Genomic DNA, 25,745 nt, shown 5'->3' on the forward strand with positions numbered 1-25,745 from the left:
CGGGACTCGCGGGGGTTAGCCGGTGATGCCTCGGCAGGGGCGGGTGCGGAGGTCGTTGACGTAGTCGTCGGGGGCGCCGGCGGCTTCGGCGGCGTCGGCGACCACGCCGAGGTAGCGGGCCGAGGGGAGGCCGCCCTCGTAGGCGTCCAGGACGTAGAGCCACGCCACGACGGTGCCCTCGAGGGTCTGGGCCCGCAGGCGGATCTTCTTGTAGAGGCCGAGGGAGCCCTCCCAGCGGTCCAGCCTGGCCTCGTCCCGGGGGCTGACGTCGTACAGCACGACGAAGACCTGCGAGTCCGGGTCCTCGACGATAGTCGCGAGCGAGCCCTCCCAGCCGAGATCCTCGCCGCCGAAGGACAGGCGCCAACCGGCGAGCCACCCGGTCCCCGCCATCGGGGAGTGCGGGGCTCGCTCCATCATCTGGTTCGGATCCATGTTGGAGCCGTACGCGGCGTAGAGCGGCACGACCGACAGCCTAGCGACCGATGTGATCAGGAGTCGGGACGCCGAGCACACGGCGCGTGAGGATGTAAGTTCTAACCGCCCGCGTCAGGTGTATTGGGAGGAACCCGGTGACCCGGATCGTGATCATGGGCGGTGGCCCGGCCGGCTACGAGGCGGCGCTGGTCGCCGCGCCGCACGGGGCCGACGTGACCGTGGTCGAGCGGGACGGCCTCGGTGGCGCCTGCGTGCTCTACGACTGCGTGCCGTCCAAGACCTACATCGCCTCCGCCGGTGCCCGCTCGGCCTTCCGCAACGCCGGTGAGCTGGGCATTCGCACCGAGAACGCGGACGCGGCGGTGGACGTGCCCGTCGTGCACGGACGGGTGAAGGGCCTGGCCCTGGCCCAGTCCGCGGACGTGCGGGCCAAGCTCCAGCGCGAGGGTGTGCGCATCATCACCGGCACCGCCCGGTTCTGCGACGACGCGCCCGGCCTGGCCCAGCACCGTGTCGTAGCCCACACCGCCGACGGCGGCACCGAGGTGCTGCCGGCCGACGTGGTGCTGATCGCCACCGGCGCCACGCCGCGCGTGCTGCCGGGCGCGGTGCCCGACGGCGAGCGCATCCTGGACTGGCGGCAGATCTACGACCTCACCGAGCTGCCCGAGCACCTGATCGTGATCGGCTCCGGCGTCACCGGCGCCGAGTTCGCGTCCGCCTACACCGAGATCGGCGTCAAGGTCACGCTGGTGTCCAGCCGGGACCGGGTGCTGCCGCACGAGGACGCCGACGCGGCCGCAGTGCTGGAGGACGTGTTCACCGAGCGCGGCAGCGAGATGGCCAAGCACGGCCGCGCCTCCCGGGTGGAGCGCACCGAGAAGGGCGTGAAGGTCTACCTGGAGGACGGTCGCACGGTCGAGGGAAGCCACGCCCTGATGACCGTCGGCTCGGTGCCCAACACCACCGACATCGGCCTGGACCGGATCGGCATCGAGCCGGCCAAGGGCGGCTTCATCCCGGTGGACCGGGTGTCCCGCACCTCGGTCAGCGGCGTGTACGCGGCCGGCGACTGCACCGGTGTGCTGATGCTCGCCTCGGTCGCCGCCATGCAGGGCCGCATCGCGATGTGGCACGCGCTCGGCGAGGGCGTGCAGCCGATCCGGTTGAAGACCGTCGCCGCGAACGTGTTCACCAACCCGGAGATCGCCACCGTCGGCATCAGCCAGCAGGCGATCGACTCCGGCGAGGTGCCGGCCCGCACGATCATGCTGCCGCTGGCCACCAACCCGCGGGCCAAGATGGAGGGCCTGCGCCGCGGCTTCGTGAAGCTGTTCTGCCGGCCGGCCACCGGCGTGGTCATCGGCGGCGTGGTGGTGGCCCCGTCGGCCAGCGAGCTGATCCTGCCGATCGCGCTGGCCGTGCAGAACCAGCTCACCGTCGAGCACCTGGCCCACACGTTCTCGGTCTACCCGTCGCTGTCCGGCTCGATCACCGACGCCGGCCGCCAGCTGATGCGGCACGACGACCTGGACTGAGCGCGACGCGCGAACCCCCGAAAGGTTGCCCGTGACCAGCGGCAACCCTGCCCGATCGGGCGACGTCTTCTCGTCGTTCGAATCGGAAACCATCGGGGGGAGCCCAGTCATGCTCGCCAAGACCGTCATTGGCGGCGCCGTCGCCGTCGCCGCCCTGCTCGCTGTCGCGCCCATCGCGTCCGCGTCCACCACGACCACCACGACGACCCCGCCGCCGGCGCAGGGCGAGCTCTTCGTGCAGCTCAACGCCGACACCGCCGCCCTGCCCGGCCGTGCGAACGTCTACCAGTTCACCGAGGGTAACGTCGCCTACGGCAACTGCCCCGGCGACAAGGGCGTGTTCTCCTCGTCGGCGCTCACCTTCGACGGCTACACCTACAACGCCGACGTGATGGCCGTGACGTCCAACGTGTTCGCCAAGGCGAAGCTCAAGCCGGGCGTCGGGGCGGGCGCGTACAAGCTGACGATGACCTGCGGAAACAGGTCGATCAGCGCCACCTTCACGGTGCCGGGCAAGCAGGTGACCAAGACGCCGGTGGGCGCGCCGCAGACCGGCGGCGGTGGCACGGCGACCGTCTTCGCCTGACCCGTCCGAAGAAGTTCGCCGACCCAGGCAACCCCACCGTCGCCGGTTTACGTCTCCACGGCGATGGGCACGCCCATCAGCGGTCGCGCCGTCGCGGCTTTCGTTTTGCAGGGGTGCACGAAATCCACGGCGGCGCGACCAACACCTGGAGCATGAGATGAAGAAGATCCTCGTCGGCCTGGTGCTGGCCGGCGGCCTGCTCACCGGCGCCTGCGGCGCCGCCCAGCCGCCGTCGGCTGTCCAGACCACCGGCACCACGACCGCCACCGGCGCGGCCACGGCAGCCAACGCGCCAGCCTCGCCGTCGCTGCCGGCGTCCACCCCGGTGTCGGTGGACATCGCCAAGATCGGCGCGCACTCGTCGCTGGTGCCGCTCGGCCTGAACGCCGACCAGACCATCGAGGTGCCGCCGGTCAGCACGCCGATGCAGGCCGGCTGGTACAAGGAGGGCCCGACGCCCGGTGAGATCGGGCCGGCCGTCATCCTCGGCCACGTCGACGGCAACAAGCAGGCCGGCATCTTCTTCCGCCTGCACGAGCTCGCCGCCGGCGACAAGGTCTCGGTCGCGCGCCAGGACGGCCGCACCGCGACGTTCACCGTGCAGAAGGTCGAGCTGGACCGCAAGGACAGCTTCCCGACCGATGCCGTCTACGGCGACACCAGCACCGCCGACCTGCGGGTCATCACCTGCGGTGGCGCGTTCGACGCCAAGGCGCACAGCTACGTGGACAACGTGATCGTGTTCGCCACGCTGGACAAGGCGTGAGGGGCCGGCCGCAGGCCGACCCCTCAGCCGGAAATCAGTCCACCCAGTCGAAGGTCTTGGTGACGGCCTTCTTCCAGTTCGCGTACTCCGAGGCCCGCCGGTCCTCGTCCATCGCCGGGGTCCACTCCTTGTCCTTGGCCCAGTTCTGGCGGATGTCGTCCTCGCTCTTCCAGAAGCCGACGGCCAGGCCGGCCGCGTAGGCGGCGCCCAGCGCGGTGGTCTCGGCGACGACGGGCCGGATCACCGGCACGCCGAGGATGTCGGACTGGAACTGCATCAGCAGCTCGTTGACGACCATGCCGCCGTCGACCTTCAACGACGTCAGGGGCACGCCCGAGTCGGCGTTCATGGCGTCGATGACCTCGCGGGTCTGGAAGGCGGTGGCCTCCAGGACGGCGCGGGCGAGGTGGCCCTTGTTGACGAAGCGGGTGAGACCGACGATCGCGCCGCGGGCGTCGGCCCGCCAGTACGGGGCGAACAGGCCGGAGAAGGCGGGCACGAAGTAGCAGCCGCCGTTGTCCTCCACGGCGCGGGCGTGCTCCTCGATCTCGGCGGCCGAGCTGATCATGCCGAGGTTGTCGCGGATCCACTGCACGAGCGAGCCGGTGACGGCGATGGAGCCCTCCAGCGCGTACACCGTGTCGTTCGAGCCGATCTTGTAGCAGACCGTGGTGAGCAGCCCGTTCTCGCTGAGCACCTTCTCGGTGCCGGTGTTGAGCAGCACGAAGTTGCCGGTGCCGTAGGTGTTCTTGGCCTCGCCGGGGGACAGGCAGGCCTGCCCGAAGGTGGCCGCCTGCTGGTCGCCGAGGATGCCGGCGATCGGCACGCCGGCCAGCGCGCCCCGCTCGCGCACCTTGCCGTACTCCTCGGACGAGGACCGGATCTCCGGCAGCATGGACAGCGGGATGCCCATGTCCGCGGCGATCTCGGCGTCCCAGGACAGCGTGTCCAGGTCCATCAACAGGGTGCGGGAGGCGTTGGTCGGGTCGGTGACGTGCACGCCGCCGTCGACGCCGCCGGTCATGTTCCACAGCACCCAGGTGTCCATGTTGCCGAACACGAGGTCGCCGGCCTCGGCCCTGGCCCGCGCGCCCTCGACGTTGTCGAGGATCCAGCGGATCTTCGGCCCGGAGAAGTAGGTGGCCAGCGGCAGGCCGGTCCTCGTCTTGTACCGGTCCGCGCCGACGTCCCCGCCGAGCTCGTCGACGATGGCCTGGGTGCGGGTGTCCTGCCAGACGATCGCGTTGTACACCGGCTTGCCGGTGGTCCGGTCCCACACCACGGCGGTCTCGCGCTGGTTGGTGATGCCCACCGCGACGATGTCGCTGACATGCAGGTCGGCCTTGGCCACGGCGCCGGCGGCGACCTCTCTGGTGTTGGTCCACACCTCCTCGGGGTCGTGCTCGACCCAGCCGGCCTTCGGGAAGATCTGCCGGTGCTCCTTCTGGTCGACCGCGACCACCCGGCCGGAGTGGTCGAAGATCATGCAGCGGGTCGAGGTCGTGCCCTGGTCGATGGCGGCCACATAGGAGGACATGAATTCGCCTTTCCGGACTTCAGGATGCGGGCAGGGCCAGCGAGAGCAGGGCGGCGAGCGCGCCGCCGACCAGCGGGCCGACGACCGGCACCCAGGAGTAGCCCCAGTTGCCGTCGCCCTTGCCCTTGATCGGCATCAGGAACGCGTACGCGATGCGCGGGCCCAGGTCGCGGGCCGGGTTGATGGCGTAGCCGGTGGGGCCGCCGAGCGAGGTGCCGATGACCAGCACCACGAACGCGACGCCGGCGTAGCCCAGCGCCGAGTTGCCGAACTGCGGCACGCCGTCGGTGCCGGTCTTCACGGTCGGGCTCTCCAGGATCCAGATGAGCAGCACGAAGGTGCCGATGATCTCGGTCACCAGGTTCCACGCCGTGCCCGCGACACGCGGCGCCGTGGAGAAGATGCCGAGCGTGTTCTGCGGCTCGTCGTGCTTGTCGAACTGGAGCTTGTAGGTCGCCCAGCACAGCATCGCGCCGATGATCGCGCCGACCATCTGGCCGGCGAAGTAGAACGGGACCTTGTCCCAGCTGACCTTGTCGGCGATGGCCAGGCCGAGGGTCACCGCGGGATTGAGGTGAGCGCCACTCGGATTGGCGACACTCGCGCCGGTGAAGACCGCGAAGGCCCACCCCACGTTGATGAACAGCGTGCCGCCGTTGTTGCCATTGGTGTTCTTCAGCACAGCGTTGGCCACCACACCGGTGCCCAGCAGGATCAGCAGCGCGGTGCCGATCGTCTCCCAGACGAAGATCGCGCCATAGCCCATACACACCTCCGCGCCCGTCGACGCCGTTGGAACGGGAGATCGGACGTTACTTAGCGGTACGGGTGCTGTCCATGGCCCAACGGCACCACTGCCCGCCCCGGCCGCTCCACTGCCCGACCCGGTGCGGTTGCAGGTAGCGTGATGATCCGTCGGAACCAGGCAGCCAACAGGCGGGAGGCGAGTGGCGTGGCCACCCGGAAACCAGCAGCAGCCCCAACGACACCGACGCGAGCCTCGGCCGAGACCGGGCGGCTCGGCACCGAGGAACGGGAGCGGGACTGGCAGCGCCTGGCTTCGGAGACCTTCGACGTCGTGGTGGTCGGCGGCGGCGTGGTCGGCGCCGGCACCGCGCTGGACGCCGCGACCCGTGGCCTGCGGGTGGCCCTCGTCGAGGCCCGCGACCTGGCGTCCGGCACGTCCAGCCGGTCCAGCAAGCTGTTCCACGGCGGCCTGCGCTACCTGGAGCAGTTGGAGTTCGGCCTGGTGCGCGAGGCGCTGCGGGAACGGGAGCTGATGCTCACCCGGATCGCGCCGCACCTGGTCAAGCCGGTGAGCTTCCTCTACCCGCTCAGCCACCGGCTGTGGGAGCGCCCCTACACCGCGGCCGGCCTGCTGATGTACGACACCATGGGCGGCGCCCGCTCGGTGCCCGGGCAGAAGCACCTGACCCGGGCCGGCGCGCTGCGCATGTTCCCGGCGCTCAAGCGGTCCGCGCTGATCGGCGGCATCCGCTACTACGACGCGCAGTCCGACGACGCCCGGCACACCATGACCGTCGGCCGCACCGCCGCCCACTACGGCGCCGTGGTGCGGACCTCCACCCAGGTCACCGGCTTCCTGCGGGAGGCCGACCGGATCTCCGGCGTGCGCGTGCGTGACGTCGAGGACGGCCGGGAGACCGAGGTCAAGGCCAACGTCGTGATCAACTGCACCGGCGTGTGGACCGACGAGTTGCAGCGGCTGTCCGGCAGCCGCGGCCGGTTCCGGGTGCGGGCCAGCAAGGGCGTGCACATCGTGGTGCCGCGGGACCGGATCGTCGCCGAGTCCGGGCTCATCCTGCGCACCGAGAAGTCCGTGCTGTTCGTGATCCCGTGGCGCAACCACTGGATCGTCGGCACCACCGACACCGACTGGAAGCTCGACCTGGCCCACCCGGCCGCCACCAAGGCCGACATCGACTACATCCTCAACCACGTCAACACCGTGCTGGCCACGCCGCTCACGCACGACGACATCGAGGGCGTCTACGCCGGGCTGCGGCCGCTGCTGGCCGGGGAGAACGAGTCCACGTCCAAGCTGTCCCGCGAGCACGCCGTCGCCCGGGTCGCCCCCGGCCTGGTCGCCATCGCCGGCGGCAAGTACACGACGTACCGCGTGATGGCCGCCGACGCCGTCGACGCCGCCGGGGCCGACCTCACCGGCCGGTTGCAGCCCTCCATCACCGACAAGGTTCCGCTGCTCGGCGCCGACGGCTACTACGCCCTCGTCAACCAGGCCGACCAGCTCGCCACCCGGCACGGGCTGCACCCCTACCGCGTGCGGCACCTGCTCGACCGCTACGGCTCGCTTGTGCACGAGGTGCTCGACGCCGCCGACGGCGACCCCGAGCTGCTGCGCCCCCTGCCCGCCGCCCCCGACTACCTCCAGGTCGAGATCGTCTACGCCGCCTCCCACGAGGGCGCGCTGCACCTGGAGGACGCCCTCACCCGGCGGACCCGGATCTCCATCGAGTACCCGCACCGCGGCGTCGACTGCGCCGAGCAGGTCGCCCGCCTCATGGCCGGCGTCCTGGGCTGGGACGAGGCCCGCATCGCCCGCGAGGTCGAGGTCTACACCGCCCGGGTGCGGGCCGAGCGGGACTCCCAGTCCGAGCCCGACGACGAGGCCGCCGACGCCCGCCGCATCAGCGCCCCCGAGGCCCGCGACCTCCGCGACCCGGTCAGCTGACCGCCACCCCCTCGCCCAACCGCCACCCCCCACGTTTTCCCCACATGTGGGCCACATGTGGGGACTGGAGTCGAATGTGGCGCACATGTGGCGGAAAGAGGGGGTGGGTGAGCGGGGTCAGAGAGTCATGCTCGCGGCGTCGCTGAGCAGGTCGGCGATGTGCTGGCTGAGGCGGCGGTCGTCGGCGGGGGCGATGGTGCTCCAGGCGACGGCGTTGGATTTGGCCCGGCGGAGCTGGACGTAGCGGCCGCGCGGGGTGTCGAAGAAGCCGATGACGCGGTCGGGGCGGTGGCGGCGGCCGTACTGGTCGCGGGCGGCGGCGCCGAACTGGCCGCGGCGGCGGACGTTGCCGACCATGGCGGCGAGCTCGTCGGCCTCGTCGGGGGAGACGCCGTGGTCGCGGAGGATCCAGCCGAGCTCGTCGGCGGTCTCGGCCTCGGCGGCGGCGGAGTCGAGCTCGGCGCTGGGAACGGTGATGGAGTAGCCGGGACCGGCGGCCAGCTCGGGCAGCAGGGACATCGCCGCGCGAGGCAGCGACGAGATCTCGACCGGGTTCAGGGTCAGCTCGCCGTCGGCGAGCCGGGCGAGCACGGCGTCGTGGCCCTTGGCGGCGACCAGGGCCCGCACGCCGCCGTCGAGCCAGAGCCGGGCGTCGAGCTCGTAGTCGGAGCGGTCGAGCAGACCCAGCAGGTCGACCAGGTCCTGGTCGATGCCGCGGGCGCCGCCGACGAGCCCCCGTTCGGCGAGCGAGTCCCACACGGTCTTGGCGACGGCATCCCGCTCGACATGGGTCTTGCCGGGGGACGCGACCTTGACGGCCAGTGGCATCTCGGCCAGCCGGAGGTGCTCCCAGAGCACGTCGAACTCCAGCTCGGACAGGGTGATAGGCAAAGTCAGTACCCGCGCTGGCTCGGCACCACGGGCCGGGAGGCGGTGACGACGGGCACGGCGTCGAAGGCCCGCAGCGAGCCGGTGTTGGCGGCGGTGTTGTGCTCGTAGGTGCTCATCACCTCGAACGCCCGCGTCGCGGCGGCGTCCTGGGCGGCCTCGATGACCTCGGCGTCGAGCTGCCCGGTGAACAGCGACACCAGCCCGCCGAGCCAGCCGGCCGGCCCGGGCTCGGGCGCCTTGACCGGCACCGGCATGTCGGCCCGGGCCTGCGTGACGTAGTCGGCCTGGGCCTCGGCGCCGGCCCGCACCGAATCGGCGTTGGCGTGCGCGTCGTGGGCCCACCGCGCCAGCTGGGCGATGCCGCCCAGCGCGGACTCGGCGGCGGCCCCGGTCCAGTGCTCGTGCGCGGCCCCGATGCCGTTGGTCAGGTCGCCGCTGATCTCGGACAGCGCGCCGGAGATGGCGTCCCAGCGCGCGGCCGGGTCGGCGGACGCGGCCGCGCCGGGGCCGGAGTTGATCGCGTCGTACAGCTCCTGGTGGGTGTATCCCCGCCAGCGCACGTCGCCGGACATCAGCAGCCACCCTGCTGGATCAGCGTCGTGTTGTCCTGCTCGACGGCGTGGTACCCCAGCTCGACCTGCGTCAACGCGTCCAGCGCGCCCTTGAGCTGCCGCTGGTAGGCCTGCAGCGCGTCCAGCGCGGAGTCCACGCCCAGGGTGTGGTCGTTGAAGTCGGTCGCGGCCTGCTGGCTGACGGGGTCGCCGGCCCAGGGCCGGATCCGCACGTCCGAGACGGCCATCTCGATCTGCTTGTCCAGCTTCACCAGCGCGGTGGTGAACACCTTGCGCAAGCCGGGGATGGCGGCCGGGTCCACCCGGAAGCCGCCGGAGGCGATCGCGGCGGGGTCGGGGGTCGTGGTCCGCTGCGGCACGAGTGACCTCCGGGGGTTGGGTGCCCACACTCTAGCGACCGTGCGTGACGATGGGGAGTAGCTAGGGTGACATCCACCCCGCAGGGTCTGTCAAGCCGCCATCAGTGTCCGCCGGACAGGCTGGACATGGCTGCTTCAGCGACTCTTTGCGCGCCAAGGCAAAGATCATCTTGGGGGATGGGGGCCGCTCCGCCGCCGTCGCGGAACAGCACGTCCAGGAATTCACCCTGGGCCACGTCCACCTCGACGTTACAGAGCGTGTCCAAACCGGGGGTGCGGACCTCCAGCGCCGGGAAGCCGGCGACCGCGATCACCTTGGCCGTGTTCTGGGCCTCGTCGGAGATCCACAGCTCCGCGCCCTCGTCGGTGACGAGCGCGAGCCGCGCGACCTGGCCGCTGTAGGTCCCCCGGATGGTGCACGCGCGGGCCTTCAGCTGGGTGTCGGTATACGGCGACGGCGTGGTGTCCAGGCTCAGCGCCGCCCGCTGGTCCTTGGTCAGGATGGTGCACGGGTTGACCTTGTCCAACCGGATCTCCCGCGGCCGGGGCGGCAGCGTGAGCTTTGTGGTCGTGGTGGTCGCGGGGGCGGCCGGTGAGCTGGAGTCGGAGTGCGTCTGGCTGGCCTCGGAGACCGGGAACACGGAACAGCCCGCGAGGGCCGCCGCCGCGGACAGCAGGAGCAGCGCGAGTCGCATGGCCGGTCAGACTAGCGACCGGGTCCAGACGTGCACCTTGGACCCGCACTCGTCGATGGTGCGGTGGTAGCCGAAGCCGCACTTCTCGGCCACGCGTCGGGACGGCTCGTTGCCGTCCTGGAACAGATAGTCGACCCGGAGCAGACCGAGCGCGCCGGCCCCGAACCGGATCGCGGCGGCCAGGCCCTCGCTGACCACGCCGCGGTTGCGGTGCCGGGGTGCGGCCCAACAGGCCGCCGCGGCCGAGCCGATGGCGAGATCCAGATCCTTGAGCCCGACCTCGCCGAGCAGCTCGCCGGTGTTCTGGTCGGCGACCGCCCACGAGCAGCGCTCGTCGTCGGTCCACTGCTTGGCCCGCAGCGCGACGTAGTCGCCGGCCCCGGCCAGGTCCACGATCCGATGGCTGATCCAGCGACGGCTGACCGGGTCGGTGAACGCGTCCAGGATCGACGGCCGGTCGTCGATCCGGTCGTCAGCCCGCAGCTGCCGCAGGTAGTACCTGCCCGCGTTGATCTCCACCGGTTCCACGGCGGCCACGCTAGTTGATGCTGGTCACGAACCCGTCGGCGCGGTCGGCCAGCTCGGTCAGGAAATCCGCGTGCGCCGCGGCCGGCGTGCCGTCCGGCGCGGTGGCCAACTCGACGAGCCAGTCGGCGTCCTCGGCGTCGTCCTCGCCGGCCAGGAGCTCCTTGTGCACGGCGCACGGCTGCCAGCCCAGCCGCGCCAGCTCGGCGGCCAACGCCTCGGCCTCGTCCCGCTCGGGCAGCACGAGCAACATTCCGTCCACTGTGGACTCAGTCGCGGCCACGCAGTTCCCGGCGCTGGCGGTGCATCTCGTCACGCATCTGGTGCCGGGCCTGCCGCCACTGGTCACGGTGGCGCTGGTCCTGCTCCCGTTCTTCATCGCGCCGGCGGCCGCCGAACAGCGCGCCCATGAACCAGCTGAGCAGCACTGGGACCGCGATGACCTCCCACTGCCTGGTGATCAGGCCGATGCCGATGGCCACCGGCCAGCTGGCCGCGGCGACGGCCGCCATGGAGATGCGCGGGGCGTTGCTCCGCTTCTCCACCGGGGCGCCGGGCACGGTGGCCGGCGGCTGCGGGGCAGCCGCCGGCTGCGGCTTCGGTGCGGCCCCGGGCTTCGGGGCCGGCAGGTCGGTGAACAGCTCCATGAGCTCGCTGTGGGTGCGCGCGGCCGTCACCTTGGCCGAGCGCTCGCCGTATTCGTCGATGTTCAGCCGACCGGCGCTCATGTGCTCCCCGAGCGCGGCCAGCGCCTGCTCGCGCTCGGTGTCACCGATCCGCATGTCAGGGGACTCGTTCACGCCACCAATCGTACGGCGCACCCACGGTCCCCTGTCATGACATCCGTCAGGTTCAGTCCTTGATCTCCAGCAGCACGGTGCCCTGCGTGACCGTTTCGCCCGGAGTGGCCGCGAGCCCGGTGACGGTGCCGGCCTTGTGCGCGGTCACCGGGTTCTCCATCTTCATGGCCTCCAGCACCACCAGCAGCTCGCCGGCCTCGACCGACTGCCCGTCGGCCACGGCGACCTTGACGATGGTGCCCTGCATCGGCGCGGCGACGGCGTCGCCGGACACCGCGGCGGCGCTCTTGCCGGCCCGCTTGCGGGGCTTGGCCTTGGCCGCCGCCGGCGCGGCCGCGCCGGCGGCGGCCAAGTTGCCGGGCAGCGACACCTCCAGCCGGCGACCGCCGACCTCGACCACCACGGTCTGGCGCTCGCCGTCCTCCTCCTCGGCGACGGCCGGGTCGGTGAAGGGCGGGATGGTGTTGTCGAACTCGGTCTCGATCCACCGGGTGTGCACGGTGAAGCCGTCCTCGGCGGTGAACGCCGGGTCGCGCACGACCGCCCGGTGGAACGGCAGCACGGTGGCCATGCCCTCGACCACCATCTCGTCCAGGGCACGACGCGCGCGGGCCAGCGCCTGCTGCCGGGTCTCACCGGTGACGATGAGCTTGGCCAGCAGCGAGTCGAACTGGCCGCCGATCACGTCCCCGGACCGCACGCCGGCGTCGACCCGCACACCGGGGCCGGCCGGCTCGACGAACGTGGTCACGACACCGGGCGCGGGCAGGAAGTTGCGGCCGGCGTCCTCGCCGTTGATCCGGAACTCGATGGAGTGGCCGCGTGGGGTCGGGTCCTCGGTGAAGCGCAGCTTCTCGTTGGCGGCGATACGGAACTGCTCCAGCACCAGGTCGATGCCGGAGGTCTCCTCGCTGACCGGGTGCTCCACCTGGAGCCGGGTGTTGACCTCCAGGAAGGAGATCGACCCGTCCAGGCCGACGAGGTACTCCACGGTGCCGGCGCCGTAGTAGCCGGCCTCGGCGCAGATCGCCTTGGCGCTGCTGTGGATCCGGGCCCGCTGCTCGTCGGTGAGGAACGGCGCGGGGGCCTCCTCCACCAGCTTCTGGTGCCGGCGCTGCAGTGAGCAGTCGCGGGTGCCGACCACGATGACGTTGCCGTGCTTGTCGGCCACCACCTGGGCCTCGACGTGCCGGGGCTTGTCCAGGTAGCGCTCCACGAAGCACTCCCCGCGCCCGAACGCCGTGACAGCCTCGCGGACGGCGGAGTCGAACAGCTCGGGGATCTCCTCCAGCGTGCGGGCCACCTTCAGGCCGCGGCCACCGCCGCCGAACGCCGCCTTGATCGCCACCGGCAACCCGTGCTCCTGGGCGAAGGCGACTACCTCGTCCGGCCCGTTGACCGGGTCCTTGGTGCCGGGCACCAGCGGCGCGCCGGCCCGCATGGCGATGTGCCGGGCGGTGACCTTGTCGCCGAGGTCGCGGATGGACTGCGGCGACGGGCCGATCCAGGTCAGCCCGGCGTCGAGCACGGCCTGGGCGAAGTCGGCGTTCTCGGACAGGAAGCCGTAGCCGGGGTGCACGGCGTCCGCGCCGGCCCGCTTGGCCACGTCCAGCAGCTTGTCGATGACGAGGTAGCTCTCGCCGGGGGTGCTGCCGCCGAGGGCGAAGGCCTCGTCGGCCATCCGCGCGAACGGCGCGTCCCGGTCCGGGTCCGCGTAGACGGCGACGCTGGCCAGGCCGGCGTCCCGACAGGCGCGGATCACTCGGACCGCGATCTCGCCACGGTTGGCGACCAGGACCTTGTGCAGCGTGATGGGGCCCAGGTCTGCGGCCGACTCTGGCACGCCATACCTCCTCGTACGACTCCAGCGGAACGCGCGGGTTTCGCTGGAGTCTACGGATGACCGGCCGCGCACGGGGGGAGACCATCCTCACCACGTGACGAGCGGGTAACCCGGTTTGACGTGCAGACTCGTCCTGGGAGCGGAGGAGGTGCCAGCACATGACGAAGACGGCGAAACCGGTGTTCGTCGCTGTTGTGGTCGCGGTGCTGGTGCTGGCCGCTACGCTCGGCGCGACCCTGGTGCTGCGCCAGCTGCGGGAGACCGCGGCGAGACAGCCGGCGCCCAGCGCGCCGGGGCCGAACCCGTCGACCGGTCCGGCGCAGCTGTGCGGCCAGGTCGAGTGCGTGAAGCTGACCAGCGTCGCGATGCCCCAGTTCAAGGAGACGGTCGAGCTGCTGGCCGACGGCAAGGGGCACTTCGCGCGGCTGCGCATCACCTCCGACCGGGGCGCGGTGATGTTCAGCTCCCAGATCGGCACGGTCACCCAGCACTCGATCACGTGCGAGGAGGGCAAGACCTCCGCCTGCCTGCTGCAGGGCCCGGACGGCGACAACACCGACCTGATCGGCGAGGTCTACACCGACGACGCCGGCGCGTGGCGGCAGACGCCGATCCCGTTCAGCTCGGACGCCGGCTACCTCGCGCTGCGGGACGTCGACGGCGACGGAACACCCGATGTGGTGACAACGCAGCGCCGCTGCAGCGACGATCCGCCCGCCTCGTGCACCAAGATCGCGGTGGCCGTGTTCCAGCTGATGGGTGACCCGATCGGGTGCACCGTCACGTACGCGACGCCGCCGCAGCTGCCCGGCTGGCCGGAGGTCGCGCCGGACGCCTCGAAGCTGTCCGCCTGCCCGTCATGAGGCTGCCCGTCATGAGGCCGTCCACAGGTCGACCACGCTGACGCCGACCTCGGCCAGCAGCCGGCGGGTCAGCGGCAGGCTGATGCCGATCACGCTGGAGTGGTCGCCGTCGATGCCGTCGACGAACCAGCCGCCCATGCCGTCCAGAGTGAACCCGCCGGCCACCGCCAGCGGCTCGCCGGTCTTGATGTACGCCTCCAGTTCGGCATCCGAAGGCGTGCCGAAGCGGACGGTGGTGGTCTCCGCGCCGCGGGCGACCCGGTCCACGGCGCCGTCGGCGAGCCGCAGCAGGACGTGGCCGGTGAGCAGTTCGCCGGTCTTGCCGGCCATCTCCTGCCAGCGCGCCCGCGCCACCTCGGGGGTGCCCGGCTTGCCGACCATCCGGCCGTTGATGGACAGCATCGAGTCGCAGCCGATGACCACGGCGTCGGGCAGCTCCCCGGCCAGCGCCGCGACGACGGCGTGCGCCTTGGCCTCGGCCAGCGCGGTGACGAGTTCGTCGGGACGGGGATCGGTGAGCGCCGCCGCCACCGCGTCCTCGTCGACGCCGGACACCCGGACCACCGGGTCGATGCCGGCGGCGCGCAGCACGTTGAGGCGGGCGGGGGACTGGGAGCCGAGCACGAGTCGCACGGCTGCGAACCCTATTTGGGTGTCTCCAAGACCTACAAACGGGCCTGGGAGTGGTCGCTGACCGCTACAAACCCGGCGAGGGTCTGTAGCGGTCAGCGATGTTCCTGGAGTGGGTTTGGGTGTCTTGGAGACGCTCAAACCTTGGTGGTTAGGGGAGGGATCCGACCAAGGGGACCTGGATGGAGGTCTTGGTCAGGTCCAGCGTGATCTTCGGCTTGGCGCTGCCGGCGGTGATGTACCCGTTGTCGGTGCCGCCGACGATCAGCGCCAGCCGGTGCCCGGCCGCCAACTGGTGGTCGGTCGGGGCCAGCTTGAACGTCATCGTGTACGACTTGCCCGGCGTCAGCGTGGCCTTGCTGTTCAGCGACGCGTAGTGGCCGAGGTCGGCCCAGCCGCGGGCGATCACCTCGGCGTTCACGTTGGTCGTGTCGGCCTTGGTGTCGAGGAAGCAGCCGGTGTCGATCGAGTTGCCGGAGCCGAAGCAGGTGCGGGTGGTGAGCGTGGTGATGCCCTCCTCCTGCCCGTCGAAGTTGCGCACGGTCTCCGGCCCGAGGTCCACCAGCACCGCCGAGACCTGGCCGCTGCTCGCGGAGGACGACGCAGTCACGGTGATCGTGCTGGTGCCGGACACCGTCACCGGCGAGGCGAGCGTGCCGCTGCTGAACACCACCCGGGCGCTGCTGGCGGAGTCGGGGTTGGTCTCCCAGTTGGTCTCGCTCTGGCTCGGAGTGTCGGTGAACGACTCGACGGCGCCGGCCGTGGGCGCGGTGCTGCCGAGCTTGCCGAGGCCGTTCGTGGTGGTGGCGCTCAGGTTCAGCGACGTCGCCGTGGACGTCTCCGGGTAGCTGGCCGCGTCCACCCAGTTGTCGGGCGTGCGCTCGACCGAGAGCTGCGGGCCGTTCTGAACGCCGTTGTCGACGCCCATCAGGTAGTGGTCGAACCACTGGTGCAGGGTGTCGACCCACGCGGCGCGCCGGTAGTCGAACGGGTCCACGTGGCTGGTCTGCGAGAGCCAGATCTTGCGCTCGACACCGTGCGCGGCAAGGGCGTCCCACCACTGGCCGAAGTTGATCGGCTTGACGTTGGTGTCCTCCACGCCGTGCGCGATGAACACGCTGGCGTGCACGTTGGCGGCCTGCGCGTAGTAGTTGCGCTGGTTCCACCAGGCCGTGTAGTTGCCGTTGGTCGGCGACCCGGCGTCGGTGGCCGACTGCACGCTGCCGCAGCCGCTCTGCGCCGCCGAGTTCTCCACCGTGCTGGCCAGACCGGACGGCTGGCCGGCGGTCAGGTCGGCGCCGTTGGCCCGGTAGTAGTCGTACCAGGAGGAGATCGCCGAGATCGGCACGATCGTCTTCAGCCCGGCGACGCCGGTCGCGGCCACCCCGTTGGCGATCGTGCCGTCGTAGGACTTGCCGATCATGCCGACATTGCCGCTGGTCCAGCTGGCCTTCTTGGTGGTCGACCCGGTCGAGGTGGTGTAGGCGGTGGCCCGGCCGTTCAGCCAGTCGATCACCGCCTTGGCCGAGGTGACGTCCGACGGGCCGCCGATGTCCACGCAGCCGTTGGACCGGTTGGTGCCGGCCAGGTCGACCAGCACCACCGCGTAGCCGCGGGGCACGAAGTAGTTGTCGTAGTACAGCGGGAACAGCGTCGTGTTGCCGGCCGAGTCGTACTCCTTGACCTGCGACTCGTTGCCGCGCCCGCAGCAGGAGTAGTACGGGCTGGCGTCCATGATCACCGGCACGCCGGAGCTCAGCTCCGAGGGCCGGATGATGTCCGCGGCGACCCGGACCGCCTTGCCGCTTGGGTCCTTCAGTCCGGTGTCGACCCACGCCGTCTCGCGGATGGCGTTGGCGTAGGAGTAGGTCGGCTGGCTGCCGCCGTCGTGCGGGGCGGCGCCGGCGTTCGCCGGGACGAGCACCAAAGCAAGCCCGGCGACGAGGACGGTCAGCAGGGAGGATAACCGTGTCACCTTCACCGGAATGACGTTAGAAACCCGTCGAACCCGGGGAGTAGAGCCGATAGGCGGGTCTCTGGTTACCGTCCGGAGAACTGCCACGCGCCGGGGCCCGGACGCAGCTGCTGCCGCAGTTGCGGTGCGCCCCAACGGGACCGGGCCACGGGTTCGTCCGTGCTGACCGGAGCGGCGGCCAGCGCGCTGACCACCGCGGTCAGCACGGCGAGTTCGGTGTCGTCCGGATTGCCCCGGACGACACGCAGCAGCGGGCGGGATTCGTCGCTCACAGCGGGATGTTCCCATGCTTCTTGGGCGGCAGGGCTTCCCGCTTCTCCCGCAGCGTGCGCAGCGCGCGGGCCACGTAGCCGCGGGTGTGGGAGGGTGGGATCACCGAGTCCACGTAGCCGCGCTCGGCCGCCTGGTACGGATTGCAGAGCGTGTCCTCGTACTCCTGGATCAGCTTGGCCCGCAACGCCTCCACGTCCTCGCCGCGCTCCTTGGCCTCGGCCAGCGTGCGCCGGTGCACGATGTTGGCCGCGCCCTGCGCGCCCATCACCGCGATCTGCGCGGTCGGCCAGGCCAGGTTGAGGTCCGCGCCCAGGTGCTTGGAGCCCATCACGTCGTAGGCGCCGCCATAGGCCTTGCGGGTGATCACGGTGACCAGCGGGACCGTGGCCTCGGCGTAGGCGTAGATCAGCTTCGCGCCGCGCCGGATGATGCCGTTCCACTCCTGGTCGGTGCCCGGCAGGAAGCCCGGCACGTCCACGAAGGTCAGCACCGGGATGTTGAAGGCGTCGCAGGTCCGCACGAACCGGGCCGCCTTCTCGCTGGCGTCGATGTCCAGGCAGCCGGCGAACTGGGTGGGCTGGTTGGCCACCACGCCGACCGCGTGCCCCTCGACCCGGCCGAAGCCGACCACGATGTTCGGCGCGAACAGCTGGTGCACCTCCAGGAACTCGCCGTCGTCGACGACCCGGGAGATCACCTCGTGGATGTCGTAGGGCTGGTTGGCCGAGTCCGGGATCAGCGTGTCCAGCTCGCGGTCGGTGTCGGTGAGCGTGTCGGCCACCGAGCCGTCCTCGACCAGGCCCGGGAACACCGGCGGCTCGGCCAGGTTGTTGGACGGCAGGTAGGACAGCAGTTCCTTGACGTAGGCGATCGCGTCCTGCTCGTCGGAGCCGAGGTAGTGCGCGTTGCCGGACTTGGTGTTGTGCGTGCGGCCGCCGCCCAGCTCCTCGAAGCCCACGTCCTCGCCGGTGACCGTCTTGATCACGTCCGGGCCGGTGATGAACATGTGCGAGGTCTTGTCCACCATCACGGTGAAGTCGGTCAGCGCCGGCGAGTACACGTGGCCGCCGGCGGCCGAGCCCATGATCAGCGAGATCTGCGGGATCACCCCGGAGGCGTGGGTGTTGCGCCGGAAGATCTCGCCGTACAGGCCGAGCGAGACCACGCCCTCCTGGATCCGTGCGCCGCCGCCCTCGTTGATGCCGACCACCGGGCTGCCGGTCTTCATGGCCAGGTCCATGATCTTGACGATCTTCTCGCCGTAGACCTCGCCCAGCGAGCCGCCGAAGATGGTCACGTCCTGGCTGAACACGCAGACCCGGCGGCCGTCGACGGTGCCGTAGCCGGTGACCACGCCGTCGCCGTAGGGCCGGTTGCGCTCCTGGCCGAAGTTGGTGGACCGGTGGCGGGCGTGTTCGTCCAGCTCGATGAACGAGCCGGGGTCGAGCAGCAGGTCGATCCGCTCCCGGGCGGTGAGCTTGCCCTTGGCGTGCTGCTTCTCGATGGCACGCGCGGAGCCGGCGTGCACCGCCTCGTCGTTGCGGCGGTAGAGGTCGGCCAGCTTGCCGGCGGTGGTGTGAATGTCCGGCTCCGTCGTTGGAGCGACACCCACGGGCTCGGTCGCACTGCTCATGCGAACGCACTCTAACCACGCTGTCGACGCAGGTTACTGACACGTAGCCCACATCACTGCGCCGATGGCGCGCGTTCCGCGCGCGGCGAGGCCGCCCACCAGGCCGATGCCTTCCCTTGGCTTAGCTCGATCGATGGAAAGACTCGATCGAGCTAAGCCCGCGGTCCAGGCATCGGCGGCGGCCTCGCGCGAGTCCCGCTCTCCGGCAAACGGATGTCGAGATCCGAACAGATTACGCTGGGCAACTGTGCGTGAACCCCTGGACGTGAACCGGCTCCGGGCCGCCTTGACCGGCCCGTACGCGCAGGTCGACGTCGTCGCGAGCACCGGTTCCACCAACGCGGACCTCCGAGTGGCCGCCCGAGCCGGCGCCGCGGACCGGACCGTGTTGTTCGCCGAGGAGCAGACCGCTGGCCAGGGTCGCCGGGCCCGCACCTGGGTGTCGCCGCCGCACACCGGCCTGTACGTGAGCGTGCTGCTGCGCCCCGACGTCCCACCGCAGCGGATCCCGTGGATCACGCTGCTGGCCGGCGTCGCCCTGGCCCGCACGGTCACCGGCCTCGGCGTGGACGCCGCGCTGAAGTGGCCGAACGACCTGCTCGCGAACGGGTCCAAGTGCGCGGGCGTGCTGGCCGAGGCCGACGACGGCGTGGTGCTGGGCATGGGCCTGAACGTCGCGGCGCTGCCGGGTGACGTGCCGCCGGGGGCGGGCGGCCTGCCGGCGACGTCCCTCGAACAGCAGGACGCGTCCACCACGGACCGTACGGAAATCGCTATCCAGCTGCTGACCAACCTGGCCGAACTGGACGACGCGTGGCGGCAGGAGCACGGCGACCCGATCGCCTCCGGGCTGCACGCCGAGTACCGCAAGCACTGCTCGACTTTGGGCCTGCGGGTGCGGATCGAGCTGCCCGGCGACCGCGAGCTGGTCGGCACGGCGGTGGAGGTCGACGTCGACGGGCAGCTCGTGGTCCGCACCGACGACGGCGCCCGGCGCAGCGTCCACGCTGGTGACGTGGTGCACCTGCGATCAGCCGCCGGCTGACCACCGGTACCGTGGCGAGGTCACCAGCTTCGGGAGGAATCGCCGTGGCCTACCCAGACGACCTGCTCGGCCAGGACGAGCACGTCGTGATCCACAAGCACCCGCACTGGAAGATGCTGTTCTGGCCGATCGTGACCTTCCTGGTCACCATCGGCGCCGGCGCCTATCTCGCGGCGCTGGTCAGCAGCCAGGACTGGCATCTCTACGCCTGGATCGCGATCGGCGTCGTCGCCCTGATCGTGATCATCTGGGTCGTGCTCGGCCCGCTGATCCGGTGGCGGACCACCCACTTCGTGCTCACCACCCACCGGGTGATGGTGCGCGAGGGCGTGCTCACCCGGACCGGCATCGACATCCCGATGTCGCGGATCAACAGCGTGCAGTTCCGGCACGGCCTGTTCGACCGGCTGGTCGGCGCGGGCACCCTAATCGTCGAGTCGGCCTCGGACGAGCCGCTGGAGTTCGACGACATCCCCAACGTGGAGCGGGTGCACTCGCTGCTCTACCGGGAGATCAACGACGACCCCGACGACGACTTCCACCCCGGCCACTCGCGGAGCGAGCGGTGAGCGCCCGATCGGTCGGCCTGCCCAGCACCGTGCCCGGATCCGGGCTGCCGGCGCGGGTCACGATCTGGGAGGTCGGCGCGCGCGACGGCCTGCAGAACGAGTCGTCGGTCGTGGACGTCGAGGTGAAGCTGGAGTTCCTGGACCGGCTGGCCGAGTCCGGCCTGTCGGTGCTGGAGGCGACCAGCTTCGTGCACCCGAAGTGGGTGCCCCAGCTGGCCGACGCCGAGCAGTTGCTGGCCGGGCTCAAGCAGCGTGACGGCGTGTCGTATCCGGTGCTCGTGCCCAACGAGCGCGGGCTGGACCGGGCGCTGGCCGCGGGTGTGCGGCACATCGCCATCTTCGGCAGCGCCACCGAGACGTTCGCCAACAAGAACCTGAACCGGACCCTCGACGAGCAGTTCGCCATGTTCGAGCCGGTCGTCACGCGGGCCCGCAAGGAAGGACTGGACGTCCGGGCGTACGTGTCGATGTGCTTCGGCGACCCCTGGGAGGGGCACGTCGAGCCGGCGCAGGTGGTGTCGGTGGGGACCCGGCTGCTGGACATGGGCTGCTCGCAGCTGTCCCTCGGCGACACCATCGGCGTCGCGACCCCCGGGCAGGTGGAGGCGGTCGTCGGCGGTTTCCCGACCGTCGACAACCTGGCCGTGCACTTCCACGACACGTACGGGCAGGCGCTGTCCAACACGTTGGCGGCACTGCGTCTCGGCGTGACCACAGTGGACTCCTCGGCCGGCGGCCTCGGCGGCTGCCCGTACGCCGAGTCGGCGACCGGCAACCTCGCCACCGAGGACCTGGTGTGGATGCTGGACGGCCTAGGCATCGAGCACGGAGTCGACCTGGACAAGCTGGTAGCCACCAGCGCGTGGATGGCGGAGCGGCTGGGACGGCCGAGCCCGTCCGGGGTCGTGCGGGCCCTGGCCGGATGAGTGCCGGCACCGGAGTCGACGCCACGGTCGTCGCCCTGACCGAGCAGACCTGGCCCGCCCTGCAGGAGCTGCTCGGTCCGCAGGGCGGGGCCAGCGGCTGCTGGTGCATGTGGTTCCGGCGCACGGCCAACGACTTCAAGCGCAACAAGGGGGAGCCGAACCGGCAGGCGCTCGGCGAGCTGGTCGGCTCGGGTGAGCCGGTCGGGCTGCTGGCTCTGGACGCCGGCGGCAAGGCCGTCGGCTGGGCCGCCGTCGCGCCCCGGCTCGCGCACATCCGCCTGGACCGGTCCGCGGTCGCCGCCCCGCCCGATCCCCGTGAAGACCTGTCCGACGTCTGGTCCGTGACGTGTTTCTTCGTGCACCGCACGGCCCGCGGCACGGGCATCACGCGCTCGCTGCTCGACGCCGCCGTGACCTACGCGGCCGAGCACGGGGCCCGCTGCATCGAGGGCTATCCCACCACAGTGTCTCGCGGGACACCCGCACCCGGGCTCGAAGGCGAGCACAAGCAGGTCAGCACCCTGTACCACGGCACGCTGACGATGTTCCTGGACGCCGGGTTCGAGCTGATCGGCCGGCGCGGCATCAAGCGCGCCCTGGTGCGCCGAGACCTCCGGTGATCATCACCTACGTCGAGTCGTCACCCGTGTTGGTGTGGCGGTTCGACCGGCCCCGGCTGGCCATCTCCTCCGCGCCCTACGGCGGCGGCGTCGGCGAACGCGGCTGGGTGCTCAACGCGACCGTGCCGCACGGCTACGACCGGCTTGACCCCGACCGGCACGTCGCGGAGATCGCCGCCGAGCTGAAGCTCACCGGTCCCGGCACCGGCCTGCTCACCGCGGTCGACGTGCGCAAGGTCGTCTCGGTGACCGAGCGCGGAGTCACCGCCGAGGTCACCACCGGGATCAGCGTGCCGACGTGGGCCGCCGCGCCGGACGCCGCCGGGGAGCGCATCGGCACCATCAACGCGGTCTGCCGGTTACCCGTGCGGTTAAGCCCGGCCGCTCTGGTCAACGCCGTCGCCACCGTGACCGAGGCCAAGTCCCAGGCCCTGTTCGAGGCCGGCGTCGAAGGCACCGGCACCGCCACCGACGCGGTTGTCTTACTGTGCCCCACTTTCGGGCCGGTCGAGCCGTACGGCGGGCCCCGTTCCCGCGTCGGTGCCGCACTGGCCCGTGCAGTGCACGAGGCCGTCAGTTCTGGTTTGCCTTGACTGGCTTGTCGAACATGGCGCAGATCGCGGCGTTCGACAGCGCTTTGCTTGCGGCGGCGAGCTTTGGCTCGGCGTCGAACTCACTGAACAGTTCCGTGGAAATCAACACCGACCCCGTGCGATCGCCGGCGCTGTCGGTGAAGTTGGCACTCAAGTAGCCGGGCACGCCGCCATCGTGTTCCCAGACCGTGCCGCACGGGGTGGTTCCGGTCTCGATGCCCAGCCCGTAGCCGGGACCGTCGGGCTGATCGGGGAAAACCGGTACGGTGTCACGCATCTGCGCGAGCTGGGCGGCGGGCAGCAGCTTCCCGGACATCAATGCCGCGTAGAACCGGGCCCAGTCCGAGGCGGTCGACACCACCGCGCCCGCAGCCCCGCCCCAGCGCACGTTGTTGTCGGAGACGTCCACGTGACCGTCGTGCCGCGGCCCGACGATGGTTCCGATGTCGGCCGGCATCTCCGGCGGCAGGTGGGCGGCATCCGGCTCGTAGCCGCGCACATGCGGGCCGGACCATGAGCCGTCGGTGGCGAAGTACGTGTGCTGGAGGCCGAGCGGCCGCGTGATTCGATCCCGCACCAGGTCGGCCACGCTCTTCCCGGTGGCCCGTTCCAGGACCGCGCCGATCGCGACGTAGTTCGTGTTGCTGTAGGACCACTGTGTCCCTGGCGGAAAGAGCGGCGGGTGCTGCACCCCGACGGCGAGCAGCTCCTGATTCGTCCACGGGTGCGGGTCGCGGCCGAGGATCGACGGCAGCAGCGCGGGGTCGTTGGTGTAGTCGTACAGGCCGCTGGTGTGGTTCAGCAGCATGCGTAAGGTGATCGCCTGACCGTTGGGAACCTTGTCCGGCAACCACTTCCGCACCGGATCGGTCAGCGCGAGCCGGCCGTCGGCGACCAGTTGCAACACCAGTGTGGCCATCATGGTCTTGGTGTTGGACCCCATGCGGAACTCGTCCCCGGCCGCGAGCCGGTGATCCTCTTTGGTCCAGTCGGCCTGCTCGGCGATCTCCGCCGGACGCCCGTGCCCGTCGTCCACCCGCACGATCACCCCGGGGGCGCCGGCGGCGACCAGGTCCCGGGCCAGCTGTCGAAGCGGCGCCGTGGGGTCGGGCGGGCACAGGACCGTGCCCGCTGTCACCGCCACGGCTGTCACCAGGTGCAGCCACCGCATGGGGTGCTAGCCCCTCGTGCCGAACATGCCGGTGAACGTGGACCGCAGCACCGGCTGCCCGTCCCGGTCGGCCTGCGCGCGGATCTCCACCAGGCCCAGGTTCGGGCGGCTCCTGGACAGCCGCGCCGACAGCACCTCCAGCGAGAAGTCCAGCTTGTCGCCGGGGAACACCGGGGCCGGCCAGAGCAGGTCCTTGCCGCCGGGCGAGCCCTGCGAGGTGGAGTCGGCCAGCACGGTGTCCACGTACGCGCGCATCCACAGGCCCATGGTGAACCAGCCGGACGCGCACAGGCCGCCGAGCACCGAGTTCTTGCCGGCCTCCTCGTCGAGGTGGAACGGCTGCGGGTCGAACCGGGCCGCGAAGGCGAGCATCTCGTCCCGGTCCACGGTGGTGCTGCCCAGCTCGACCACGCGGCCGGCGGGCAGGTCCTCGAAAGCGATCACAGCTCATTCCTACCCGATCGAGTGGAACCGAACGTGGGGAACGCGCGTCCGACCCTCTGACGTGCCCACCATGCTGGAGGTACCGGGGTGCCAGTTGACCACCAGGCCGAGGTAGACCAGCTCATGGCCGACTACCGGCGCAGCCGCGAGCAGCTGGTCGCCGTGCAGCGCGGCATGGCCTCGATCCGGGAGACCGCGACGAGCCACGACGAGCTGGTCACGGTGACCGTGGGTCCCAGAGGCACGCTCATCGACCTCGTCATCGACGACCGCGCCTACCAGCGGCTGCGGCCGTCCGAGCTGGCCGACCTGATCGTCCGCACCACCGATGTCGCGGTCGCGGGGGCGACCAGACGCATGCACGACCAGCTGGCGCCGGTGCTGCCGGCCGGCTCGGATCCGGACGCCGTGCTCAACGGCCGGGCCGACCTGAGTGACACGGAGATCGAGCCCGAGCCACAGCCGGGTCGGCATGCGCGCCGGCCCCGGGAAGACGACAGTTTCGAGAACCGCAGCTGGCTGACCGATGGGAGGCACGCGTGAACACCGGGGGCTTCAGCACCGATGTCGACCTCGTGCTGGATCGGGCCAGCCAGCTCGACGGGCTGTCCGACACCGCGCAGGCCATCTTCAAGGAGCTGTCCGACGCGCTGGACGCCGCCGGCCAGTGCTGGGGGACCGACCAAGTGGGCCAGAGCTTCGCCAGCGGCTACACCGACGCCGCCGAGGCGACGTTCGAGCTGGTCAAGGCCCTGCCCGGGCAGCTGACCGACGTCGGTGGCCGGCTGGCCGACCACGCCCACATCCACCGGTCGGCCGACCAGGCCATCGCCACCGGACGCTCGGACTGACTTCGCGGACTGAGGGGAAGCACCACCGATGGGGATCACCCTGCCGACCGACCTGGCCGAGATCGCCGGGCAGGTCGGCGTGCAGTGGCCGCAGGCCGACGAGACCGCGATGCACAACGCCGCGCAGGCGTGGCGCACCGCCGCCGCCAAGCTGACGACGCTGGCCAAGGACGCCGACAAGACCGCCAGCGACGCGCTCGGCGCGATGGACGGAAAAGCCGCCGACGCCGCCGACCGGTACTGGGGCAAGTTCGTGAACGGCGAGAACGCCAGGTTCACGCAGGCCGTGCAGGGCTGTCTGGCCGCCGCCGACCGGCTGGAGCAGGCCGCGCAGAAGATCGGCGCGGCCAAGGTGGAGATCGTCCGCAAGCTGACGGCCGTGTCGCAGCAGAGCGGGGCGGCCAACGCCACGCCCGGCTCCCTGTCCAAGGCCGGTCTGAACACCCTGTTGTCCGGGGCCGGCTCCGACATCAACGGCATCCTCGGCGGCCTCACCGACGCGGTGAACCCGTCGACGTTGACCACGCCGACCGTCACCGCCGACGCGCCGGCCGCCTTCGACGGCACCCACCAGGTCGTCGGGCCGAACGGTGGGCTGCTCGGGCTGTCCACGGGGCTGCCGGACGTCGACAACCTGCTGGGCGGGTCGTCGTCGCAGGTCGCGGTGGACCCGACAACCGGTCAATATGTCGACAAAACGACCGGTCAGGTGATCGATCCGAAGACCGGCCTGCCGGTGCTGCCGGGTTCCCAGGACAACTTCCTCGGCCACGACGGTCCGACCGGCCAGTTCCCGGTCGGCGGCGCCCAGCCCGCCGGCGCAGCGCCGGGGGCCGACGCGCCGACCGGTCCGGTGCCGCAGCACGTCATCAACGCCGCCGCGTCGCCG

The 25,745-nt window shown here is 71.1% G+C and carries 29 protein-coding genes and 1 pseudogene; 13 read left to right on the top strand and 17 right to left on the bottom strand.

Annotated elements, in window-relative coordinates:
- Window positions 1–15: 15 nt before the first annotated feature.
- On the bottom strand, window positions 16–465 hold the full coding sequence (locus JJ691_RS43220; protein WP_116172595.1) for a gamma-glutamylcyclotransferase family protein: 450 nt from the start codon (window positions 463–465) through the stop codon (window positions 16–18).
- Window positions 466–572: 107 nt separating this feature from the next.
- On the opposite strand from JJ691_RS43220, the gene JJ691_RS43225 reads away from it, so the two are divergent.
- From JJ691_RS43225 to JJ691_RS43235, 3 genes are all read left to right on the top strand, one after another.
- Window positions 573–1,976 (top strand): NAD(P)H-quinone dehydrogenase, encoded by a 1,404-nt coding sequence (locus tag JJ691_RS43225; RefSeq protein ID WP_211765207.1) that lies wholly within the window; start codon window positions 573–575, stop codon window positions 1,974–1,976.
- A gap of 109 nt (window positions 1,977–2,085) precedes the next feature.
- Window positions 2,086–2,562 carry a hypothetical protein gene (locus JJ691_RS43230; RefSeq protein WP_211765208.1) on the top strand — a complete coding sequence of 159 codons (477 nt, stop codon included), beginning with the start codon at window positions 2,086–2,088 and terminating at the stop codon, window positions 2,560–2,562.
- A 157-nt stretch (window positions 2,563–2,719) separates the two neighbouring features.
- Complete coding sequence (locus JJ691_RS43235) at window positions 2,720–3,328, top strand: class F sortase (RefSeq protein ID WP_211765209.1); 609 nt, start codon at window positions 2,720–2,722, stop codon at window positions 3,326–3,328.
- 34 nt (window positions 3,329–3,362) lie between these two features.
- On the opposite strand, the gene glpK is transcribed toward JJ691_RS43235, so the two are convergent.
- Both glpK and JJ691_RS43245 read right to left on the bottom strand, forming a co-directional pair.
- Window positions 3,363–4,865 (bottom strand): glycerol kinase GlpK, encoded by a 1,503-nt coding sequence (gene glpK, locus JJ691_RS43240; RefSeq protein WP_211765210.1) that lies wholly within the window; start codon window positions 4,863–4,865, stop codon window positions 3,363–3,365.
- A gap of 19 nt (window positions 4,866–4,884) precedes the next feature.
- Window positions 4,885–5,631, bottom strand: a complete 747-nt coding sequence (locus JJ691_RS43245) for an MIP/aquaporin family protein (RefSeq protein ID WP_211765211.1) — start codon at window positions 5,629–5,631, stop codon at window positions 4,885–4,887.
- Window positions 5,632–5,817: 186 nt separating this feature from the next.
- On the opposite strand from JJ691_RS43245, the gene JJ691_RS43250 reads away from it, so the two are divergent.
- Complete coding sequence (locus JJ691_RS43250) at window positions 5,818–7,578, top strand: glycerol-3-phosphate dehydrogenase/oxidase (RefSeq protein WP_442912558.1); 1,761 nt, start codon at window positions 5,818–5,820, stop codon at window positions 7,576–7,578.
- A gap of 117 nt (window positions 7,579–7,695) precedes the next feature.
- On the opposite strand, the gene JJ691_RS43255 is transcribed toward JJ691_RS43250, so the two are convergent.
- The 8 genes from JJ691_RS43255 to JJ691_RS43290 form a co-directional block, all read right to left on the bottom strand.
- Window positions 7,696–8,469: an ESX secretion-associated protein EspG gene (locus JJ691_RS43255; protein ID WP_249227390.1), complete on the bottom strand. Its 774-nt coding sequence runs from the start codon at window positions 8,467–8,469 to the stop codon at window positions 7,696–7,698.
- 2 nt (window positions 8,470–8,471) lie between these two features.
- Complete coding sequence (locus JJ691_RS43260; protein WP_211765213.1) at window positions 8,472–9,041, bottom strand: PPE domain-containing protein; 570 nt, start codon at window positions 9,039–9,041, stop codon at window positions 8,472–8,474.
- On the bottom strand, window positions 9,041–9,400 hold the full coding sequence (locus JJ691_RS43265) for a transcriptional regulator (protein ID WP_211765214.1): 360 nt from the start codon (window positions 9,398–9,400) through the stop codon (window positions 9,041–9,043). The genes JJ691_RS43260 and JJ691_RS43265 overlap by 1 nt, the downstream gene beginning before the upstream one ends.
- A 101-nt stretch (window positions 9,401–9,501) precedes the next feature.
- Complete coding sequence (locus JJ691_RS43270) at window positions 9,502–10,095, bottom strand: DUF3558 domain-containing protein (protein WP_211765215.1); 594 nt, start codon at window positions 10,093–10,095, stop codon at window positions 9,502–9,504.
- A gap of 6 nt (window positions 10,096–10,101) precedes the next feature.
- A complete protein-coding gene (locus JJ691_RS43275) occupies window positions 10,102–10,632 on the bottom strand; it encodes a GNAT family N-acetyltransferase (protein ID WP_249227391.1) in 531 nt (176 codons plus the stop codon).
- Between the two features lies 1 nt (window position 10,633).
- Entirely contained in the window at window positions 10,634–10,873 is a 240-nt protein-coding gene (locus tag JJ691_RS43280; protein ID WP_211765216.1) for a hypothetical protein, read from the bottom strand.
- A 16-nt stretch (window positions 10,874–10,889) separates the two neighbouring features.
- Entirely contained in the window at window positions 10,890–11,420 is a 531-nt protein-coding gene (locus tag JJ691_RS43285) for a DUF1707 SHOCT-like domain-containing protein (RefSeq protein ID WP_211765217.1), read from the bottom strand.
- A 52-nt stretch (window positions 11,421–11,472) separates the two neighbouring features.
- Window positions 11,473–13,263, bottom strand: a complete 1,791-nt coding sequence (locus JJ691_RS43290; RefSeq protein WP_211765218.1) for an acetyl/propionyl/methylcrotonyl-CoA carboxylase subunit alpha — start codon at window positions 13,261–13,263, stop codon at window positions 11,473–11,475.
- 158 nt (window positions 13,264–13,421) lie between these two features.
- Here JJ691_RS43290 and JJ691_RS43295 point away from each other — a divergent pair, with 158 nt between their 5' ends.
- Window positions 13,422–14,126: a hypothetical protein gene (locus JJ691_RS43295; protein WP_211765219.1), complete on the top strand. Its 705-nt coding sequence runs from the start codon at window positions 13,422–13,424 to the stop codon at window positions 14,124–14,126.
- A gap of 9 nt (window positions 14,127–14,135) precedes the next feature.
- On the opposite strand, the gene JJ691_RS43300 is transcribed toward JJ691_RS43295, so the two are convergent.
- From JJ691_RS43300 to JJ691_RS43315, 4 genes are all read right to left on the bottom strand, one after another.
- Entirely contained in the window at window positions 14,136–14,759 is a 624-nt protein-coding gene (locus tag JJ691_RS43300; protein ID WP_211765220.1) for a Maf family protein, read from the bottom strand.
- Between the two features lie 148 nt (window positions 14,760–14,907).
- Window positions 14,908–16,737: a Xaa-Pro dipeptidyl-peptidase gene (locus JJ691_RS43305; protein WP_249227392.1), complete on the bottom strand. Its 1,830-nt coding sequence runs from the start codon at window positions 16,735–16,737 to the stop codon at window positions 14,908–14,910.
- Window positions 16,738–16,796: 59 nt separating this feature from the next.
- Window positions 16,797–17,003, bottom strand: coding sequence for an acyl-CoA carboxylase subunit epsilon (locus JJ691_RS43310; RefSeq protein WP_211765221.1), 207 nt, complete (start codon window positions 17,001–17,003; stop codon window positions 16,797–16,799).
- Complete coding sequence (locus JJ691_RS43315) at window positions 17,000–18,637, bottom strand: acyl-CoA carboxylase subunit beta (protein ID WP_211765222.1); 1,638 nt, start codon at window positions 18,635–18,637, stop codon at window positions 17,000–17,002. Before JJ691_RS43315 ends, JJ691_RS43310 begins: the two co-directional genes overlap by 4 nt.
- A gap of 247 nt (window positions 18,638–18,884) precedes the next feature.
- Here JJ691_RS43315 and JJ691_RS43320 point away from each other — a divergent pair, with 247 nt between their 5' ends.
- The 5 genes from JJ691_RS43320 to JJ691_RS43340 are packed head-to-tail and all read left to right on the top strand — an operon-like array spanning window position 18,885 to window position 22,390.
- Window positions 18,885–19,682: a biotin--[acetyl-CoA-carboxylase] ligase gene (locus JJ691_RS43320; RefSeq protein ID WP_249227393.1), complete on the top strand. Its 798-nt coding sequence runs from the start codon at window positions 18,885–18,887 to the stop codon at window positions 19,680–19,682.
- A 44-nt stretch (window positions 19,683–19,726) separates the two neighbouring features.
- Window positions 19,727–20,251: a PH domain-containing protein gene (locus JJ691_RS43325; protein WP_211765224.1), complete on the top strand. Its 525-nt coding sequence runs from the start codon at window positions 19,727–19,729 to the stop codon at window positions 20,249–20,251.
- Window positions 20,248–21,177, top strand: coding sequence for a hydroxymethylglutaryl-CoA lyase (locus tag JJ691_RS43330; RefSeq protein WP_211765225.1), 930 nt, complete (start codon window positions 20,248–20,250; stop codon window positions 21,175–21,177). Before JJ691_RS43325 ends, JJ691_RS43330 begins: the two co-directional genes overlap by 4 nt.
- Window positions 21,174–21,797, top strand: a complete 624-nt coding sequence (locus JJ691_RS43335) for a GNAT family N-acetyltransferase (protein ID WP_211765226.1) — start codon at window positions 21,174–21,176, stop codon at window positions 21,795–21,797. Before JJ691_RS43330 ends, JJ691_RS43335 begins: the two co-directional genes overlap by 4 nt.
- Window positions 21,794–22,390 carry an adenosylcobinamide amidohydrolase gene (locus tag JJ691_RS43340; protein WP_211765227.1) on the top strand — a complete coding sequence of 199 codons (597 nt, stop codon included), beginning with the start codon at window positions 21,794–21,796 and terminating at the stop codon, window positions 22,388–22,390. The genes JJ691_RS43335 and JJ691_RS43340 overlap by 4 nt, the downstream gene beginning before the upstream one ends.
- On the opposite strand, the gene JJ691_RS43345 is transcribed toward JJ691_RS43340, so the two are convergent.
- Window positions 22,371–23,432 carry a serine hydrolase domain-containing protein gene (locus JJ691_RS43345; RefSeq protein ID WP_211765228.1) on the bottom strand — a complete coding sequence of 354 codons (1,062 nt, stop codon included), beginning with the start codon at window positions 23,430–23,432 and terminating at the stop codon, window positions 22,371–22,373. The two genes, JJ691_RS43340 and JJ691_RS43345, sit on opposite strands and share 20 nt — an antisense overlap.
- A 135-nt stretch (window positions 23,433–23,567) precedes the next feature.
- Window positions 23,568–24,005, bottom strand: coding sequence for a MaoC family dehydratase (locus tag JJ691_RS43350; protein WP_249227394.1), 438 nt, complete (start codon window positions 24,003–24,005; stop codon window positions 23,568–23,570).
- An 87-nt stretch (window positions 24,006–24,092) separates the two neighbouring features.
- Between JJ691_RS43350 and JJ691_RS43355 the strand changes: the two genes are divergently transcribed.
- The 3 genes and pseudogenes from JJ691_RS43355 to JJ691_RS53510 all read left to right on the top strand — a co-directional run.
- A complete protein-coding gene (locus JJ691_RS43355) occupies window positions 24,093–24,548 on the top strand; it encodes a YbaB/EbfC family nucleoid-associated protein (RefSeq protein WP_249227395.1) in 456 nt (151 codons plus the stop codon).
- Window positions 24,545–24,856, top strand: coding sequence for a hypothetical protein (locus tag JJ691_RS43360; protein WP_211765229.1), 312 nt, complete (start codon window positions 24,545–24,547; stop codon window positions 24,854–24,856). Before JJ691_RS43355 ends, JJ691_RS43360 begins: the two co-directional genes overlap by 4 nt.
- 28 nt (window positions 24,857–24,884) lie before the next feature.
- Window positions 24,885–25,268 (top strand): annotated as a pseudogene (locus JJ691_RS53510) (WXG100-like domain-containing protein); the annotation flags it as partial.
- Between the last annotated feature and the right edge of the window lie 477 nt (window positions 25,269–25,745).

This window comes from Kutzneria sp. CA-103260, assembly GCF_018263855.1.
Classification (GTDB): domain Bacteria; phylum Actinomycetota; class Actinomycetes; order Mycobacteriales; family Pseudonocardiaceae; genus Kutzneria.